Genomic DNA, 19,780 nt, shown 5'->3' on the forward strand with positions numbered 1-19,780 from the left:
ACCTCTCCTTGTCTACTATTTTAACGCAAAAGCTCGCCAACTGCACGATGAACATCAAAGCCTTCTATACAATATTGTAAAGAGGTTTCTTCAGAGATGATATGGCAGGGCTGATCTATTCGATCGACAACACAGAGCATGTTCAGCTTCTCTCTATGATAGCTTTTCAATGCCTCATAGAGCTTTAAGGTAGAGGAGACAAGAATAGGATAGGCTTTTGCACGTTTCTTCTCCAGCTGCTTTAAGCGCGCCGTTCTGTGAAGAATAAAGCGGTAGAAGAGAAAGGGTATATGGCGCAATGCTGCTAGATTGGAAAAAAGCAAAAATGTACCGATCATCAGCTCGTTTAGCTTAATGCCGCGAGTCTCGCTAAATGCAAGTGGTGCTACGGAATATATGACTAGAATCGCACTAAAGCAAACGCTTAGTCGAATCGACCAAAGCAAAGTATTATAGTAACTGAAGCGATAGCTTAACAGTGCCTGTACAATTTTCCCACCATCTAAAGGGAGAACAGGCAATAAATTAAATAGTGCGATCCATAGATTTGCTTCTATAAAATAAGTCGACCATTCATAAGACCACCAGCCTAGCTCAGCCAAGCCTTTTGCGAGAAGCATCATCCACACATTTTGCAGCGGTCCTGCAATCGCAACAAGCAGTTCGTCCTTCGCAGAAGTGCCCCCTGCTTCCTCGACTTCAACAACCCCGCCAAAGGGCAATAGTCTAACCGCTTTTACTTTCCAGCCCACCTCATGAGCCATAAATAAATGTCCAAGTTCATGAACAAGAACGATAGCAAACAACGTCATGAGCTCAATAAAATAACCGGTTAATGCTGAGAAAAGCAATATGATTACAAATAGCGGATGCAAGCTCCATTTGATCCGACTCCATTTATTCAAGCGAAATCACGTCCAATGGATCAATATAGAGATCCTTCTGCTTCATCGCCAAAAATAGGACACTGTAGTCCTCGCCGGCAATCGGAGCAAGCTTCCCAATAACCTTGCCAGTTTCTACCCAATCGCTAACCTCAACGTTTACATCACTAAGTCTCGAGTAGATTGATACCCGTTCATTAGCATGCTGGATAATGACACTATCCTGCTTATCCGTTACTAAAATCACTCGTCCTTTATCTACGGCTCGTACTTCTGCTTTGGTAGTACCAGCTATTTCTACTCCATTTAACAGCTCAGCAAAGGAATGAAGCAAAACACCACCTGCCACAGGTGCTGCTGTTTCTGTCGAAATACTCGAATGCTCTGCTATCGCTAGTTCGCTCTTTGAGCCAAAGCTTGGAATAAAGGATGGCGAGCCTTCAAAGGTATGCTCATACCAAGCCGCAATTGCGATAAAGTCAAAGGAACGCCCCAGCTCCGTCTTTAGCCAACCTTTAGCCTCAGAGACGGTTGGATGCTCCAAGTAATTTAGACCAAATACAGCAGCAAATAAAACGATTGCTAAAATGAACTGAATTTTAACATGCTTAAAAAAACTATAGGAGCTATGAGCTTCCTCTTCTTGTGTCTCGTGTCCCTCTACCTCCATACGCTTCCAATAACTCCGATCCTTCTTCCATAGCTCTTCAGGATCACGCTCGATCTCATTCATCTCCATCACTCCATCATATCAACATTCTTATACTTATCCATATGTTGCATTCTGGACAAGTATGCTGATTGAAGCAGGCTGGCAATGATGGCTAGGTCTATGAAGTTTCAGTTCTAAGCTCAAAAAAGGAGCTTTCAAAATCATTGTACATGACTTTGAAAGCTCCCTTCTCTTAGCTACATCAATCCTCTAGCTCGTACTGGTGCTGATGTGCACGAATACTGAACACTATTCCAATTGAAAACATATTAATCATTAACGAAGTACCGCCATAGCTAATAAACGGCAACGTTATTCCTGTTATCGGCATAATCCCAATCATCATCCCGATGTTTTGAAAGATTTGGAATACATACATGGAGACAATGCCAATAATGATATAGCTCGCACGGCGATCCTTGCAGCTAAAGGCTACAATAATCATCCTGTAAATGAGCATGAAATACAGCAGCAGCAATAATGCTGAGCCTTGAAAACCAAACTCTTCACCAATAACGACAAATATCGAATCAGAGTAGGTATAAGGGATAAACCCGCCGTTCTTCATACTTCCTTGCAGATACCCCTGTCCGGACAGACCTCCAGATCCGATCGCTTGCTGTGCATTTTCAGACTGTAATCTGGCGTCGTAGCTTGCTTCCTCAGGGTGTACAAATGTATTAATTCGTTCATACCAATGTGGTTTGTTATGCTCTACAAAAAACTCTTTTATTTCATCATTGTAGCTTGTAAATAAAAACATGAAAAGCATAAGCGCGCCAACAATGATTCCGATGCCGATCAGGGCATGCCAATACTTCACATTCCCCATCCACAGCATACCAACAACGATAACAAAGTAGATAATCGCATTCCCTAAGTCAGGCTGTGCCATAACTAATGCAAAGGGAATAATCGAAAACAATCCAATTGGCAAAATATCTTGTCTAAATCGAAGCAATTCCCCTTGCCTGCGTCCAAGCAAATATGCGATTCCGATAATTAAGAAAATTTTCACGACCTCAGCAGGCTGCACCGATAGACGCCCAATTGAAAACCAGCCTTTTGCCCCATTGATCTCATCACCCAAGACAAATATGAGCACTAATGAAGCAACACCTATTAAATAAAACAGCCACCAAAGCTTTAAGAAAATTCGATAATCGATAAATAACATGGAGAACACGACGAAAAAGCCTAGTCCAAAATACATAAGCTGAGTTTTTTCAAACCCAGCGTAAAGAATCGTATACGATGTTGCACTGTGAATCACATAATAGCTGATAGCCATCAGTGCTAAGAGAATAAGCGTAATGATCCAGTCAATTTTTTTAATTTTGTTCAGCACTTATCTCAACTCATTCCGAAAAACTTACGAAGCTTCGTTAATGTCCCCGTCTTTTCATTCAGTGTCATGAGCGGAACCATATCTCCGAGCATGCGTCGTGCAATATTGCGATAAGCAAGTCCTGATTTAAAGGTTGGATTCATTGCTACAGGTTCACCAGCGTTCGATCCTGCGATAACCTTTTCATCCTCTGGAACTATTCCAAGCAAATCAATAGCAAGCACTTGGCATATATCATTAATCTCAAGCACTTCACCACGCTTCATCATTGCAGGACGAACCCGATTGACGATAAGCTTAGAAGGAATTTTATGCTGCTCCAGCAAGCCTATCACTCGGTCGGCATCTCTAACTGCAGCCGTTTCTTGAGTCGTAACGATAATTGCGCGCTCTGCGCCAGCTATTGCATTTCTAAAGCCTTGCTCAATTCCCGCGGGACAGTCAATGATTACAAAATCATGCGTTTGCTTTAATTCCGTAATAATCTTAAGCATAGCATCTGTCGTAATATCATCTTTATCCTTTGTCTGTGCAGCAGGCAGCATATACAGCTCATCAAAGCGTTTATCCTTAATAAGCGCTTGCTCTAATCTGCAGCGTTGCTCAGCTACATCAACTAGATCATAAATTACTCGATTTTCTAGCCCCATAATGACATCTAAGTTGCGCAAGCCAATATCCGTATCTACCAATACTACTTTTTTTCCTAATAATGCTAGTGCCGTACCAATATTAGCTGAAGTTGTTGTTTTTCCAACCCCGCCCTTACCTGATGTGACTACAATAGCCTCTCCCATTTGCTACACTCCCCTCATGATTACTGGCAGTCGATTCTCTCGATGTAAAAGCGTTAATTTTTGTATGCTTACCTGATCGTTATCTATGTACGCATACTCCATTACTCCATCACTATTCTCAAATTGGTCTAACGGTGGACATAAAAAGTCAGCAATTTTCATATGCGAGGGCCTAAGCAATGAAGCCGCAATGATAGCTTCCTCTCGCCCATGAATTCCTGCGTACGCCACACCTCTTAATGAACCAAGCACATAGATATCCCCGGTACAGCGTATCAAGCCACCTGGATGTACATCTCCCAGCAGCAGCAAATCACCATGATATTCGATTTCCTGACCCGCTCGTATGATTGCTGTCATTACCTTAAGCTCTGCATGCGCCTTAGGTACAGTCGGAACATCGCTTTCAATTGCATGTATAATTAAATTGCCCTGCGAACGAATAATTTCTGTTAATTGCTTTGACTGCTCCTCGCTAATCGTTCGATTACCCAGCTTTACGGTTATATGAATTAATGGACCTGTTAGTAGCTGTTGATGTGTTTTTTCGATTTTATGTTTAAGCTCATTCAATATGGCCTCGAAATCACATTGATCGTCGAGAAGGAAAAGCAGACCATCCTTAACACCTTTTATGATAATATGTTGTTTTACAGTCATCTAAGCCCCTCCCAACCTAATGTATTCTAGCTTAGCGTGCGACTTTCCTGCTTACGACCTATATTTCATCAGAGGATTCTGCGGCTCGCATTCGCTTCTCGAACATTTTACGGATTGGGACATAGATACATAGGGTAAAAACAAGCTGGAGGAACAAACTAGGTAAAATGTACTGAATGAGTGCCCATGGATACGAACCATTCGTAATTTTGAATGTTGAATATACAAAATAAAGAGCGGAATCATAAGCAAGGCTTGCAAATCCAACGACTGCGATCGCTAACAAAAGCGTAGCTTTTTTTCGTTCAAGCAGCACACCTACCGTATAACCAATTAATCCCATAAAGAAGAAATGAGGACCGATAACATGACCATAATAGATAATATCCTGCAGCAAACCAAAGCACATCCCTAATATAAGGGCTTGATATCTGCTCTCGTATAATGCTGCAAATATAACAAGCACAAACGTAAAATGCGGAATAATTCGATCACTGTATTCAGCCGGAATGAGCCATGGCATAAGAGAGCCTTCCAGCACAAATATCGCAAGCATAAGCAATACGATACGATTCAAGCTCATGGCGTTGTCTCCTCTTTCTCAGTGGAATCAACCTCATCATCTAATTGCTGGGGAGCAGACACAACAAAAACCTCTGTCAATTTATTTAAATTAGCGTAAGGCTTAATCGTCGCTACATAGGTTAAACCAAAATCCCCAACCTTTAACGATTCTACTTCTCCAATGCGAAGTCCGCGCGGATAAATGTTTCCTAGTCCTGATGTAATGATGACATCCCCTTCAACCATTGGATCATTCTCACCAATTTTCGTCATGATGATTCGTTCCTGCTCAGTATCATAATCTGACAATATTCCGAATGAGTCTGACTCCTTACCCATTGCAGTGGCAGAAATTGCGTTGAAGGTCGACGCGGTAGCACTTAGCTCGGTATATGGAGTAATGGAGGCGGTAAAGGGAGAAACCGAATTAACGATACCTACCAATCCATCCACCGTAACAACGGCCATATCCTTCTGGACGCCATGCTTGGAGCCAAGATTAATGTTAATGGTACGGTTATTTGCATCATTATTGATGGAAATAACCTGAGCGATCATATAGGTATAATCGTTCATGACCTTCTGATGCTCCCTAAAATTCAGATCTTCCATTAATCGTTCGTTTTCGCTTTTTATAAAATTGTATTCAACCTTGTCACGTGCATACGCGGCTGCTAGCATACGAAGTCTTTCGTTTTCCTCATAGATCTCATCTAGTTGTCTAATATCTTGAAAGAAGCCCGCAATTGCTCCTGCGGGCCGATAAATAACTTGCTGTACAAAGCCTACAGCATCCTTTAAAAACTTTTCTGGCCAAGTTATTTTTTCACGGCCGCCAATTGTAAGACCTATCATTACAATTAGCACCAAAAAACCGACCATCAGCATAAATAAGCGTTTATTTTTCAGAAAATTAAACAAATGAGTCACCCGCCGTATGTCGGTTGGATAGCCTAACGCTTATACTTAGATGATTTGGTTTTAAACAGATCCATATGCTCAAGGGCGAGACCTGTCCCAATTGCAACACAATCTAGTGCGTTATCGGCTACCATAACCGGCATTCCTGTTTCCTTTACTAATAATTGATCGATATTTTTAAGCAAAGCACCGCCGCCAGTAAGCACAATGCCGCGATCCATAATGTCAGCGGACAGCTCAGGCGGACTTTTTTCTAGCGTAATTTTCACTGCCTCTACAATGGCATTAATCGTATCTGCTAATGCATCTGTAATCTCATCAGATGAAATGGTCATCGTTTTAGGCAATCCCGATAATATGTCGCGTCCTCGAATATCCATCGTCAACTTTTCTTCTAAATGCGTAGCTGAGCCAATTTCCATCTTTAACTGCTCCGCCGTACGTTCACCAATTAAAAGATTATATGCTTTTTTTATAAACTGAATGATGGATTCATCCATATTATCGCCAGCAACGCGAATGGAGCGGCTCGTTACAATGCCTCCAAGTGAAATAATCGCAACCTCAGTTGTACCACCGCCAATATCTACAACCATGCTACCTGTAGGCTCCCAAACGGGCAAGTCAGCGCCGATTGCAGCAGCAAAAGGCTCCTCAATCGTTTGTGCATCACGCGCACCTGCCTGCTTTGCAGCATCTTCAACAGCACGCTTTTCTACAGCTGTAATGCCTGATGGTACACAGATCATAATATTCGGATGATTGCCGAATAAGGAGCGTTTTTTTTGCGCCTTCTTAATGAAATACTTGATCATAGCAGTCGTTATATCAAAATCCGCAATGACACCATCCTTCATCGGGCGGATCGCGCTAATATTACCTGGTGTACGACCAATCATTAATTTCGCGTGCTCCCCAACCTGCACGACTTCTCTCGTATCATTGCGAATAGCAACAACGGATGGTTCGCGTACAACCACACCTTTACCTTTAATATATACTAATGTGTTCGCTGTACCTAGATCAATTCCTAAATCTTTCGTAAAACTTCCAAACATGATGTAACTCCCTTCTAGTCGGTCAACCCTTAAACATTATATTACAGATTACCTTGCTCCTTCAAACTTACGAATTTTCCATCGCCTATGATTAAATGATCAAGTATCTCAATACCTAACAAGGATCCCGCTTCAGCCAATCGTTGTGTAATTTGTATATCCTCTGAACTCGGAGTCGGATCACCACTCGGATGATTGTGCAGACAGATGATGGATGCACTGCTTATGCGTATTGCCGCTCGAAATACCTCTCTAGGATGTACGAGGGACGCATTGAGCGTTCCGATGGACAAAGTCTCCTTACCGATAATATGATTTTTTGTGTTCAAAAATAAGCATACAAAATGCTCTTTTTTTAAGTAACGCATTTCTTCCATGACGTACATTGCAGCATCATAGGGGCTTCGAACTGTTACAACATCTCCTAGACGGCTGCGTGCCACTCTTTTTCCGAGCTCAATGCCTGCCAATAGCTGCAATGCTTTAGCTTGTCCTATGCCTTTAATTGTCGTCAGCTCTTCAACACTCATATCAACTAGATCTCTTAATGATCCGCATTGCTGAAGTAAGCTCGTGGCAAGTTCTACTGCGGATTGATTTTTAGTTCCTGTCCGAATTAATATCGCTAATAATTCTGCATGACTTAAAGCATCAGCCCCATAAGAAATCATGCGCTCTCTAGGTCGTTGGTTATGGGGAAGCTGGCGCAAGGTTTGATGTTGCATCCTGACTCCCACCTTCCTATTGAATTACATAAGCATCCGGTATAGTTTTTTATGTTTTTTTACTTACTAAAAAAGATTGACCTGAAAATTCTCCTCCAGCATTTGAGCTACGAGCGAGACAGGCAGTCCTACTACATTAAAGTAACAGCCATGAATCCCGTCTACAAAAATAGCCCCCTTACCTTGTATTCCATATGAGCCTGCTTTATCATCGCTTTCTCCGGTTGCAACATATTGTTCGATCCATGAATCAGACATATGCCGCATCTGCACTTCAGTTGCACGATGTGATACTCTCTGCTTTTCAGTAAGAGGATGAAGCAGCGTTACTCCAGTATACACTTGGTGCTCCCTGCCTCTTAGTCTTTTTAAGGTTTGAACAGCTTCTGCTCTTGAGCGTGGTTTTCCAATGATCTGCTCGTCCAAGACGACGACTGTATCCGCAGCTAAGATGAGCGCATGCTGATCGATATGACTAGGCGCTTTGTTGTCAGCAATGGCTTGCGCAACTGCTTTTGCCTTAGCCATACTAAGCTGCTCTACAGCTTCAGCAGGCTTCCAGTCTGCCGTAATACTCTCGTCAACCTCTACTGAAAAAACAGAAACCGGCAAGGAAAGGTCAAGTAAGGCGACCAGTTCCTTCCGGCGCGGTGAAGATGAAGCCAGTACAAGCTGGCTAACCGATGTATATAGATTATTATGTGAAGATGCGTTCATCTAATTTTTCTCCCTTACATGCATGTACAACCTCTTCGAACAAGAGTACCTTCTACTTTAAGCTACAGCGTATTACATCGTGATCAAAGTTTAATCTATTTTAACCTCCACAGGGGTTAAAAAATTTTAACTTTCAGCACAAGGAAAATGCTTCCGATGTGCGTTTACGACGTCGGATACGCATCTAGTACTTGCTTCACGATCAAAGTTGAATCTTCTTAACTTCCACTTAAAATAAATGTTAAAAAAGTTTAACCTTCAGCACCGAGAAGATGAATTCAATATTCGATGTCGAATACGCTACAACGAATATCATCGTGATCAGTTGAATCTTTTTTAACTTCCTAATCCAATAAGGTTAAAAAAGTTCAGCTTTCAGCACCGAGAAGATTGAAAGAAGCTAGAGATTGAGTAGCGCAGCGTACATTATTTAGTACGTGAGCATCTACAATGTTTTCGCAGAAAACATACCACGGAAGCATAATCCCTCGGCTGAATTCAAGATTCGATGCCGAATAAGCTACAACGAAAAACATCGTGATCAAAGTTGAAACTTTTTTAACTACCTCTACCTCTATAGCTTACGATACCACCAAATGGCCACTACCATACCCACAATGCTAAGCAAGCTTACATTAACATGCAGTGACAAATCAAGTGAGATTACATGGAAATCAAAAGAAGGACTCCAATCTGTTGTAATCGCATTCGTTAAAAACGATAGGCCAGGGACGGATTCAAGCCAATAGGAAATAAGCGAACCTGCAAGCAGTCCAAGTAATATAAGTAGTAACAGTGTCCATTTGTTTTTCTTCATTGGTCCAATCCCTTTCTACATGCGTCTACTCCCTCTATTATACGCACCTAGATCAGGGATGACAATGAGTTTACTTACTCATACCATTCTTTCTGAAGGAGTACTGATTTCACAAGGGATGACTGTATGCTCCATAGGTATACAGACTTAGGCTCTGCTTGATAGTTTTGCAATTGCGCCTGAGCATTCATCAGCTCTTCCTTTAATGTAATGGCTTCCTGCTTATCAACGGAATCAACCCAATGTGCCTCAATCTCATTAGCGAGTGACAGCCAATTATTGTAGGAGATCTGGGCTGCGGAATAGGCAGCCTCACCAATCTTGCTGAAGCTTGTCTGTTCAAGCTGTATAGCTACAAGATCAGCATACATAGAAATTAACGCATTGCTATCCTTAAAATATTGATCAAGTTTCTCCGCCTCTCCATTGAAGGCAAACTGAGATGGCAATTGAAGCGTCATCTCCTTGCGATATGTCTCAATACCTTTTATTTTGCCTTGAATCGGTGCTGCATTCGTTGCAGTCGTTGCTAATCCAGCATATACAAAATATCGATCACTGCTATCTTTAATGTAATGTCCGTTAAACCCTCCTAGCTCCAGGCTAGCAAGTACTTCATCACGTGTTTTTTCTTGAGTGAATACGCCTGCTTGTAGCACATGATAATGGAAGCTTGCTTCACTAAGCTGTACAGCTGTTCCTGATGTAACTTCCTTTGCATCCCGCCCCTCGACTACAGGCACAGGCATATTATCATTTGACCCGACAGCTGCTGCTTGCTCAGCCTCGCTCGGCTTAGCCAGTGCGGAAAGCGGCCATACCGACACGCCAAAAACTAGTGATAGCATCAAATATCCAATACAAATACCCGTCACGATGGCACTAATGACAGAAACCGCGCTATTTAACCAAGGCAAAGGTTTTCGATCTAGCTCCTCGTGAGTTGCTTGCTCAAGGAACGTGGCTTCATCAATGCTACGAGCGCGCGTTGAATCCGCTGAAGCTTCCTCATACTGATCTAGCTCGTATAAGCGTTGCTTCTCATCATCACGTTCAACATAGTCGCTTACAGCATGAGAATAAACGTGTTCCTCGTAATGAGACCAATTCGCAGGAATCTGCTCTGCGTGAGTATCGTTATATGACTCCTGTTTTATCTTAACGTGCTTCACTTCTTCTTGCAGCTTGGCTTGGTTCACATCTTCTTGTAATAGGTTGGCTTGTTCAACGATTGCTTGCTGCTCCTGCTTATATTGTTCGATTTCAATATACTGCTCAGATACGTTACCCTTTTGCACCTGCTCATCATAAGTAGTTTGATTACTTTCTAAGCTGCTTTCACGAATTAGTTTTTCTAGCTTTTCTATATCAATCTCGTATTGATTCAAAGTCGTTGTTGCATCTATATTATGAGCTGGCTCGTCGAAGCTCCACTTTTGCTCGTTACTAAGTATAGGTTCTTCAACCTCTTCATGCAGTGCAGCTGGCTGCAGAACTTCCTGAGCTGGATGCGTTTCTTCTATCTTATTTCCTTGACGATCAAAACGATATGTAATGCGATTTGGTTTTGTCACAACAATCACTCCTCTCTTCTATCACTAGTATTCTATGAAATGCGAATTCATATTATGATAGACAAGAAAAGAAAATTGTTTTCGGTGATAGCTCATAGATTCTCAAGACCAAAACAAAAAAAGAACAAGCATGGAGGGCTAAATAGAACCCTCACCGCTTGTTCTTTTCCTAATTTATGTTGTTGTACCGTGTAGTCTTTTATTGCTTGATGTAATCGCCAAGCTCGTGGGCAACCTTCCATATATCACCGGCACCCATCGTTATGACGATATCACCAGGGGTAATTGTTGTCTTAAGCTGAGCCAGCACCTGCTCCTTGGTCGGAATATACGTAGCATTATGCTGACCGCTTGCCTTTATTAATTCAACGAGCTTCTCAGAAGAAACCCCTTCTATTGCGGCTTCCCCAGCAGGTGAATAAATATCAGTGATGATCACACGATCCGCCTCTGGAAACGCTTTGCTAAATTCATCCAACAAAAAATAAGTTCGCGTAAATCGCTGCGGTTGGAAAACAGCTGTAATACGTTTTCCAGAAGCTTTAGCTGCACGAATAGTCGCTGTAATCTCTGTAGGATGATGTGCATAATCGTCAACCACAAGCATATCATTTACATCCGCCACGACTTGAAAACGTCGCTTGGCGCCTTCAAACTTAGTGATGGCAGTACGAATCTCCTCAATCGCTACACCTGCTTCAATGGCAGTAATAATGGTTGCCATTGCATTGTACACATTATGAAGTCCAGGTACAGACAGCTTGAAGCTGCCTAGAGACTGACCCTGATGGTGAAGCTCAAAGCTTACACAGCGATCTCCTTCTTCGATGTGACTCGCCTTATAATCCGCTTGCTCAGTAATTCCATAAGTAATCAGCTGCTTCTTCTGTAAGTCCTCTGAATCATACACGCGAGGCAGCAGCTCACGAACATTTGCGTCATCAATACAAACGATCGCTTTGCCATCTGATTTAACTTGCATTAGAAACTGTACATAAGCTTTTTTAATATTTTCGAAATCTCCATCGTAATTTTCAAGATGATCCGCTTCAATATTTGTGACAACAGCTATTGATGGGAAGTACTTAAGGAACGATCCATCACTTTCGTCTGCTTCTGCTACAAGATAGCTACCCTTGCCTGCTTTTGCATTGGTACCAAGATTAACAATTTCTCCGCCAATGATGTACGTAGGATCTTGATTCGTCAGTTCCATAACAAGAGCGATCATGGATGAAGTGGTTGTCTTACCATGTGCACCCGCAACTGCAATTCCTTCTGTAGCATTAAGCAATTTAGCTAGCATTTCTGAGCGGTGGAGCACCGGTATGCCTGCACGTTGAGCGGCAACAAGCTCTACATTATCAGAGCTGACAGCGGTTGAGTATACGACAAGTGTCGCCCCTTCCACATGAGAAGCATCATGACCAAGACTAACCTGAGCTCCTTGCTCTGCGAGCTTGCTCGAAAGTGCTGACTGTGCCAAATCAGAACCAGTTACTTTGTAGCCCATTTCCAATACAACCTTGGCAATCGCACTCATTCCGTAACCACCAATACCGATGAAATGAACTTGTTCATTTGCTTTCAAAGAGAATTCACCAGCCTTTTTCTGCATCCTTGTTGTGTAGCATATACGAGCGTACGTCTCCTATCAAATACAATGTCCCAGTAACTACTGCTAGATCTGATGGTTCGGTTATTTTAAGTAATAATGCCAGTGCCTTTTTCCAGTCCTTCTCTACGATGACGTTAGGAGAAGCCTGCAGGCCTAGCTCATGACCAATATCCTCGACCACAGCACGCAGCTGCTCAGCATCTTTTGCCGATCGATAATTAGGCTCTGTAAGTATTAACGTATCCGCTATAGTTAATATATGCTTCAATGTGTCACGGTGATTCTTATTCTCGATCATTCCCATAACAAGATGTAACTTTTCATATTTAAACGTAGAGGTTAAGGAGTCAACAAGCACCTCAGCGCCTTCAGGATTATGTGCACCGTCAATTAGCAAGCGAGGCTGATCACTGATTTGCTCTAGACGCCCTGGCCAGGTCGTCATCTTCATTCCCTCAAGCAAATCCTCGTCCTCGATGACAAGCGCATAATATTGACGAAGCACTTCGATGGTCATTAGGGCAACTGCAGCATTCTGTCGTTGATGAGCGCCCTTCATCGTGATTGTAACATCTTCAAGATTACGGAACATTCCTTCAAATCTGAATTGCTGCTCCTGCTCATCCACATATAGTGGCATCTGATCGAATTGCTGCTGATACAAATATAGGGTGCTCTTCTTTTCTCGAGCAGTGTTCGTGATCACTTGGATGGCTTCTGGCTGAGTTACACCTGCAATAACTGGTGTACCCGGCTTTATAATTCCTGCCTTCTCAGCGGTAATTGCTTCAATGGTATCGCCAAGTCTATCCATATGATCATGACCGATATTTGTAATGACTGAAACGACAGGGTGAACGATATTCGTCACATCAAGTCTGCCGCCTAGCCCAGTCTCCCATACGACATAATCTGGATAGGTTACAGTCGCATAATATAAGATGGCGATCAGAACAGTAACCTCGAACATCGTTGGAGAACCAAGCTCAGTTCGTGCCATCTCTTCGACAAGCGGTCGGACCTTGTTAGCGAGCTGAAGCAGTGTCTCCTCTTCTATATCTTGGCCATTATATTGCATGCGATTCGTAAATTTTGTAATATACGGCGAAGTAAACGTTCCAACATCATAGCCGCCTTTTATAAGAACATGCGTAAGGTAAGAGCATACAGAGCCCTTACCATTAGTTCCAGCGACATGAATAAAACGCAGACGTCGATGCGGGTTTTCAAGCGCATCGAGCAGCTGCTCAATACGCTCCAGTCCCGGACGTATTCCGAATGGAATCAGTCCGTTAATCCAATCGACAGCTTCTTGATAGGAATGCATCAAAACGTCATCATGAAGTTTGCTCATATCGATTCTCCTTTTTTCTGCGAATTAACCGCGAAGCTCAGCAATACGTTGAACAACCTTGTTACGCTTTTCCGCATAATCCTTCATTTTGCTGCGTTCTTCCTCAATCACTTTAGCTGGCGCTTTCGCTACAAAGCCTTCATTCGCAAGCTTTTTCTCTACGCGCTCAACCTCTTTATTCAAATGCTCGATTTCCTTCTCAAGTCGAGCAATTTCCTTATCAATATCAAGCAAACCAGCTAACGGTAAATATAGCTCTGCCCCAGTTACAATTGCAGACATCGCTTTATCAGGTGCGGCTTTGCCAATTGCTATCTCTAGCGTTGAAGTACCGCAGAAGCGCTCAATAAACTCTTCATTCGAAGTTAGAATTGCAAGCTCCGCTTCGCTTGAAGGCTTCACGATAAGATCTACCTTCTTACTCATCGGCACATTAACCTCTGCTCGAATATTACGAACAGCTCGAATCATATCCATGAGCAGCTCCATTTCCTTAACAGCCTGTGGAGCAGCTAGCTTTTCATCATATACCGGCCAAGGAGCAAGCGTAATCGTTTCACCCTGATGCGGTAGATGCTGCCAGATCTCCTCAGAAATAAACGGCATGAATGGATGGATTAAACGCTGCGTGCGATCCAGCACATAAGCCAGCACGGATTGCGTTGCTTTTTTAGCCGCTTCATCGGAACCATAAAGGCTAAGCTTCGAAAATTCGATATACCAGTCGCATAGATCATCCCAAATAAAGTTATAAAGCAAGCGACCCGTTTCACCGAAGTCATAGCTGTCCATTAAGCGAGTTACATCGCGAACCGTTTCATTCAGTCGATGCAAGATCCAGCGATCTGCAGTGCCAAGCTTCCCATCCAGTTGAATATCCTCATACGTAAAGCCTTCCAAGTTCATAAGAGCAAAACGTGAAGCATTCCAGATTTTATTGGCAAAGTTACGAGCTTGCTCTACCTTTTCGTAGCGGAAACGTAGATCCTGACCCGGAGTGCTGCCCGTAGAGATCATGAAGCGCATCGCATCCGCACCATATTGCTCGATTACTTCAAGTGGATCGACGCCATTGCCAAGAGATTTCGACATTTTTTGTCCATCTTTATCGCGAACAAGTCCATGCATGAGAACATCCTTGAACGGAATCTCATCTGTGAACTCAAACGCTGTGAAGATCATGCGAGCGACCCAGAAATAAATGATATCGTAGCCAGTAACGAGCACATTTGTAGGGTAGTATCGCTTCAAGTCTTCGGTTTGCTCTGGCCATCCAAGTGTAGAGAACGGCCATAGCGCAGAGCTGAACCATGTATCAAGCACGTCATTGTCTTGACGCAGATTCGGATCCTGTTGGTCCTCGCGCGATACGATCATTTCACCTGTTTCATCGTTGTACCATGCAGGAATTCGATGCCCCCACCATAGCTGACGAGAAATACACCAGTCACGAACATTTTCAATCCAATTCAAATACGTTTTCTCGAAGCGCTCTGGAACAAATTGTACACCTTTACCAGACTTCTGTGCTGCGATAGCCGCTTCAGCAAGAGGCTTCATAGCAACGAACCATTGTGTGGATAGATAAGGCTCTACAACAGCACCACTGCGCTCACTGTGCCCAACCTGATGCACATGATCCTCAATCAACACGCATACGCCTTGCTCCTGAAGATCAGCAACGAGCTGCTTGCGGCAATCAAAGCGATCCATTCCTTTATATGGTCCTGCCTCATCATTCATTGTACCTGTCTCATCCATAACGATGATTTGCGGCAGCTTATGACGCTCACCAACCTCAAAGTCGTTCGGATCATGTGCAGGAGTAATTTTTACTGCGCCAGATCCAAATTCCTTCTCTACATATTCATCAGCGATAATTGGAATTTCGCGGTTAACGACCGGAAGAACAATCATCTCACCGATTAAATGCTTGTAACGCTCATCCTCAGGATGCACTGCAACCGCTGTATCTCCAAGCATTGTTTCTGGACGTGTTGTTGCTACGGTAATGTAGCCAGAGCCGTTTTTCAATGGGTAGCGTAAATGGTACAGATGACCATTGAGCTCCTTATATTCAACCTCAATATCTGACAATGCTGTTCTAGCTGCAGGGTCCCAGTTAATAATTTTTTTACCGCGATAAATTAAGCCTTTTTCGTATAGACGTACAAAAACCTCGCGTACGGCCTTCGATAGCCCTTCATCCAGCGTAAAGCGCTCGCGTGAGTAATCGAGAGACAGTCCCATTTTTGCCCATTGCTCGCGAATGGTGTTGGCATATTGATCCTTCCATGCCCATACTTGTTCAAGGAACTTTTCACGTCCGAGATCATGACGGGAAATCCCTTGCTCACGCAGCTTTTGTTCTACCTTTGTTTGCGTTGCAATACCTGCATGGTCTGAACCAGGCAGCCATAGAGCGTCATAGCCCTGCATGCGCTTCGCACGGATAATAATGTCCTGAAGCGTAAAGTCTAGCGCATGGCCAATATGAAGCATTCCCGTCACGTTAGGCGGTGGAATAACAATTGTAAACGGCTCCGCATCTTTTCGTTGCCCCGCTTGAAAATAGTTGTTGTTCATCCAATATTCATACCATTTTTGTTCAGCAGCCTTCGGGTCATACGTTGTCGGCATGCTTAATTTAGACTGATTCTCTGACATTTCTTCATCCTCCATACGATAAATATGCAATAAAAAAGCCTTTCATCCTTATAAAAAGGACGAAAGGCTATTCTTCCGTGGTACCACCTTCATTCCATACGACAACGACCCTCGTATGGCTCTCAATACAGATAACGGCTGCAGCCGGCCATACCTATTAGTAGCGATCAGATCGCTATGTTCAGCTTGGCAATTCAGAGGCGACCCATATACTTATTATCCTGTAAAGCCTCACAGCGAACAGCTCTACTCTCTGAAGGTAATGTACGTATACTATTCCTCATCATCATTATTAGACATATATATGTATAATAACGTATGAAGAGGTTCTAGTCAATTTCAACGAGAGGTTATTCAAACAACTCATCAAAAACTTAAGACGGGATGTATAGCAGCTGGCCTGCTGTAATGGCTGATTCATGCAAGTTGTTACGCACTAATATATCTCGTGCACTAATGTTATACCGCGTAGCAATTTGCTCTAGGGTATCGTCTTTTTGCACAATAATCATGCGGATACGCTTAAATTCATTCTGCTCAGGTCGTTTGCTAATAAATAGCTGCTTCCACTGAACCTCATCATCCGCTGCTTGCTGCGCGGCTGCCTCAGCCTGTTGTCGATCTTCTTCCTGCTTCTGAAGGTTTGCAGCTTGCTGAGCGGCCTGTTCCCTTAAGCTTGAATTCAATATGGTGCGAATCCCTTGCGTTTCATTCTCCTCTTTGTTGCCGTTTAATGCGATGTGAAGCTCGCGTGTAGCAGGAGGCTCTGTTACTTGTTCACTTACTTGTTCGTTAGCTTCCTCTGCATCCTCCGCCCGCTCATCTTCTTGTTGTTCATTATCATTCTGCTCTTGATCGGCTTCGCTTTGCTCCTCGGATTCTTCTGCCTGATCTTCTTCTGCCTGTGCACGTTCCTCCGAAGCTACTGGCTCCCATGCACTCCATTGCTCTGAGCTGTCTTGCTTTTCGCTGTCCTGCGCTAGATCTGAGTTATTGGCAGTAATCTCCTCTTGCAGTGCAGTTTCCTCTTCACGTGCCTCACTAGCAGATTGCTCATTATGCGTAAACTGAGAAGCCTGTTCAGCTTGATAGGAGAACTGCTCCTCTGCTTCCTCCACCACCTGCTCTTCTGATGCTTGATTAGCGTTCGCTTCTTGCTGCTCCACCACTCGAGCAAAGCTCCAATGGTCCTCATTGGTTACAGCCTGCTCTGGAGCAGGTGCGTATTTTTGCTCAATAAACTGAACATAGCTCGACAGCTGATCTGCCGTGGACTGCTCCCAATTATAGCTATTAAGGTCTGGACGTGACTGATCCTGCTGCGCTGCATCTATCTGTTCTTCGGGAGCCGCCTCTATCTGATTATGATATAAAGAGGCTTCCGGATAAGTATACTGCTCCTGCGGTGCTTCCACTGTCTGTTCCTCTACACGATATGGCTGCTCGTATGGGTAGGTATAACGAGCTTCTTCCTGCTGTTCACCTTCATACTGCTGCATCCCTTCGCCTGAATGCTCTGCCGCTGCGTAATAAGCTTCAACCTGTTGCTCCGCAGACTCGTAGGGTGAAGCTGCCTCATATTGCTGGGCCGCTTCATAATAATTTTCTGCAGCATACTGTCTAGCATCCTCATTTTGGTCAGCTGCTTCATGCTGCTGAACCGCTTCGTATTGCTGGAATGTCTCGTACTGATGAGCTTCCGTATATTGCTCGGCTCCCTCAGTTTGCTGTGCTTCATATTCTCTTTCTTCTTGACTCTGCTCAGCCTCTCCATATTGCTGAGCTGCCTCGTATTGATGAACTGCCTCATACTGCTGGGCGTAATTGAACTGCTGCTCAGCTTCTTGTGCATTCTCTTCTCTGCCATCTTCCTCTTCGCCACGAGAGTGCGATGCAGTAAAAGCTTCCACATTCCAACTATCGCTTTCTTCTTCCTGCTCTAGCGTAATTCCGCGCAGCGATAATATCCCTGTTAGATTAAGTGCACGTGATGACAGCAGCACGACGTCAAACGTATCAATATCTACCGTTATTTCATCAAGCTTCGTTACACGATTCATTGGCAGTGTAATTTCTACTGGAATCCAATGCTCAAGCGCAACTTGCTCGTCCGCTGCTCCTTGAGCTCGATAAATACCGTTCAATACAAGCTGGCCCTGTAAAACCGCATTTTCACCTTGATCTATCACTTGAATCCGAGGTACTAGCTCAATTTCCTCCAGCTCATCAATTGCTGCTACATTTTCAGGTAAATGTACACGCTCATAAATATCAAATCGAAGTCCATTAGACACGAAAAAGCCTCCCTTCACAATAATGAATGCTTGTTTTACAAAAGCTTTCACTATTTATCTATATGGTGAAGGAAGGCTACGCATGACTAACTTTTAGTTATATCCTGCTTAATTTGTGCATACCAATCCGGTAGTTTTGATTCGATGACAAGCTCCTCAGCTGTAACCGGGTGGACAAAGGTTAGGCTCGAACCGTGCAATGCCTGATGACTAAGCAGCTCCGTATTACCGCCGTATAGATAATCGCCAACGAGCGGGTGACGGATATGACTCATATGTACGCGAATTTGGTGAGTACGCCCTGTTTCGAGCGATAGCTTAACAACGGAATACTTCTCGCCGCTCTCCAACAGCTCATAATGGGTGACAGCGTGCTCACCCTTCGGATTCACAATTCTTCGCTTAGGCTGATGACGATCCTTGCCTATCGGCTCGCTAATTGTCCCTTTTTTTGATTTTAATTGACCGTGAACAATCGCTACATACTTACGATCTATCTCTTTATTTCTCATTTGCTCATCTAGTCGCTGCTGTGCCAGCTCATTCTTCGCATATAACACAGGTCCTGATGTATCATCATCCAAGCGATGAATGTGACGGACGATAATAGGATCATTGCTGCGCAGCATATGAACAGCGACAGCAACATCCAAGCTGTTACGCTGACCTTTGTTCGCACCGTGGACAGGCATCCCTGCAGGCTTGTTAGCGACTAGCAAATGATCATCCTCGTACAGCACTTCAATTTTTGGAGCGCCAACCTTTGCCTCTGTCTTAGCCGCACGGTAATCTGCATCCTGTTCTAAATCAGCATACGTATAGGCGAGCAGATGCAGATCCTCTCCGACAAATCGAATTCCACCTACAGAGAAAATCCGATTCAACCATTTTGCGGGAAAAACTGAACAGGCGAGCAGCCATTGCCGCACAAGATGCGGGTGACTGCCGACCTTAGGCTGATATTGTGCCTGCTCTGCTGTTAAGCGTTTTTTTAATTCCGTATAATTCAACACAAGCTCTGTTCCTTCTCGCGAGAGTAACCCCTCTAACATTGCATTCACCTCAACCGA

At 43.6% G+C, this 19,780-nt stretch carries 17 protein-coding genes and 1 other annotated feature; all 17 genes read right to left on the reverse strand.

Annotation, left to right across the window (positions count from 1 at the left end):
* Positions 1-20: 20 nt before the first annotated feature.
* Positions 21-905 carry a M50 family metallopeptidase gene (locus NSQ99_RS14120; RefSeq protein ID WP_251665904.1) on the reverse strand — a complete coding sequence of 295 codons (885 nt, stop codon included), beginning with the start codon at positions 903-905 and terminating at the stop codon, positions 21-23.
* Positions 898-1,617 carry a M23 family metallopeptidase gene (locus NSQ99_RS14125; protein WP_251665905.1) on the reverse strand — a complete coding sequence of 240 codons (720 nt, stop codon included), beginning with the start codon at positions 1,615-1,617 and terminating at the stop codon, positions 898-900. Before NSQ99_RS14125 ends, NSQ99_RS14120 begins: the two co-directional genes overlap by 8 nt.
* Positions 1,618-1,798: 181 nt before the next feature.
* Positions 1,799-2,944, reverse strand: coding sequence for an FtsW/RodA/SpoVE family cell cycle protein (locus NSQ99_RS14130; RefSeq protein WP_251665906.1), 1,146 nt, complete (start codon positions 2,942-2,944; stop codon positions 1,799-1,801).
* Between the two features lie 5 nt (positions 2,945-2,949).
* A complete protein-coding gene (minD, locus tag NSQ99_RS14135) occupies positions 2,950-3,741 on the reverse strand; it encodes a septum site-determining protein MinD (RefSeq protein WP_251665908.1) in 792 nt (263 codons plus the stop codon).
* Between the two features lie 3 nt (positions 3,742-3,744).
* A complete protein-coding gene (locus NSQ99_RS14140; RefSeq protein WP_340837320.1) occupies positions 3,745-4,401 on the reverse strand; it encodes a septum site-determining protein MinC in 657 nt (218 codons plus the stop codon).
* A gap of 58 nt (positions 4,402-4,459) precedes the next feature.
* Positions 4,460-4,984: a rod shape-determining protein MreD gene (gene mreD, locus NSQ99_RS14145; protein ID WP_251665910.1), complete on the reverse strand. Its 525-nt coding sequence runs from the start codon at positions 4,982-4,984 to the stop codon at positions 4,460-4,462.
* The gene (mreC, locus tag NSQ99_RS14150; protein ID WP_251665911.1) at positions 4,981-5,895 is read right to left on the reverse strand and encodes a rod shape-determining protein MreC; all 915 of its coding nucleotides are present in this window, start codon (positions 5,893-5,895) and stop codon (positions 4,981-4,983) included. Before mreC ends, mreD begins: the two co-directional genes overlap by 4 nt.
* Positions 5,896-5,918: 23 nt before the next feature.
* Positions 5,919-6,944, reverse strand: a complete 1,026-nt coding sequence (locus NSQ99_RS14155) for a rod shape-determining protein (protein ID WP_251665913.1) — start codon at positions 6,942-6,944, stop codon at positions 5,919-5,921.
* 41 nt (positions 6,945-6,985) lie between these two features.
* Entirely contained in the window at positions 6,986-7,669 is a 684-nt protein-coding gene (gene radC, locus NSQ99_RS14160; RefSeq protein ID WP_251665914.1) for a RadC family protein, read from the reverse strand.
* A gap of 66 nt (positions 7,670-7,735) precedes the next feature.
* On the reverse strand, positions 7,736-8,386 hold the full coding sequence (locus NSQ99_RS14165) for a Maf family protein (protein ID WP_340837324.1): 651 nt from the start codon (positions 8,384-8,386) through the stop codon (positions 7,736-7,738).
* A 574-nt stretch (positions 8,387-8,960) separates the two neighbouring features.
* Positions 8,961-9,203: a DUF4321 domain-containing protein gene (locus NSQ99_RS14170; protein WP_251665918.1), complete on the reverse strand. Its 243-nt coding sequence runs from the start codon at positions 9,201-9,203 to the stop codon at positions 8,961-8,963.
* Between the two features lie 74 nt (positions 9,204-9,277).
* Positions 9,278-10,777 (reverse strand): hypothetical protein, encoded by a 1,500-nt coding sequence (locus tag NSQ99_RS14175; protein WP_340837326.1) that lies wholly within the window; start codon positions 10,775-10,777, stop codon positions 9,278-9,280.
* Positions 10,778-10,976: 199 nt separating this feature from the next.
* Positions 10,977-12,368, reverse strand: a complete 1,392-nt coding sequence (gene murC / locus NSQ99_RS14180; protein ID WP_251665920.1) for a UDP-N-acetylmuramate--L-alanine ligase — start codon at positions 12,366-12,368, stop codon at positions 10,977-10,979.
* A gap of 7 nt (positions 12,369-12,375) precedes the next feature.
* Complete coding sequence (locus NSQ99_RS14185; RefSeq protein WP_340837327.1) at positions 12,376-13,749, reverse strand: bifunctional folylpolyglutamate synthase/dihydrofolate synthase; 1,374 nt, start codon at positions 13,747-13,749, stop codon at positions 12,376-12,378.
* 24 nt (positions 13,750-13,773) lie between these two features.
* Positions 13,774-16,416, reverse strand: a complete 2,643-nt coding sequence (locus NSQ99_RS14190) for a valine--tRNA ligase (protein ID WP_340838796.1) — start codon at positions 16,414-16,416, stop codon at positions 13,774-13,776.
* Positions 16,417-16,468: 52 nt separating this feature from the next.
* Positions 16,469-16,712 (reverse strand) — a binding site (T-box leader).
* Between the two features lie 78 nt (positions 16,713-16,790).
* A complete protein-coding gene (locus NSQ99_RS14195; protein ID WP_340837328.1) occupies positions 16,791-18,710 on the reverse strand; it encodes a LysM peptidoglycan-binding domain-containing protein in 1,920 nt (639 codons plus the stop codon).
* Positions 18,711-18,796: 86 nt separating this feature from the next.
* Positions 18,797-19,762, reverse strand: a complete 966-nt coding sequence (locus tag NSQ99_RS14200) for an RluA family pseudouridine synthase (RefSeq protein ID WP_251665926.1) — start codon at positions 19,760-19,762, stop codon at positions 18,797-18,799.
* Positions 19,763-19,780 lie beyond the last annotated feature (18 nt).

The sequence above is a fragment of the Paenibacillus sp. FSL W7-1287 genome (assembly GCF_038004245.1).
Classification (GTDB): domain Bacteria; phylum Bacillota; class Bacilli; order Paenibacillales; family Paenibacillaceae; genus Pristimantibacillus; species Pristimantibacillus camelliae.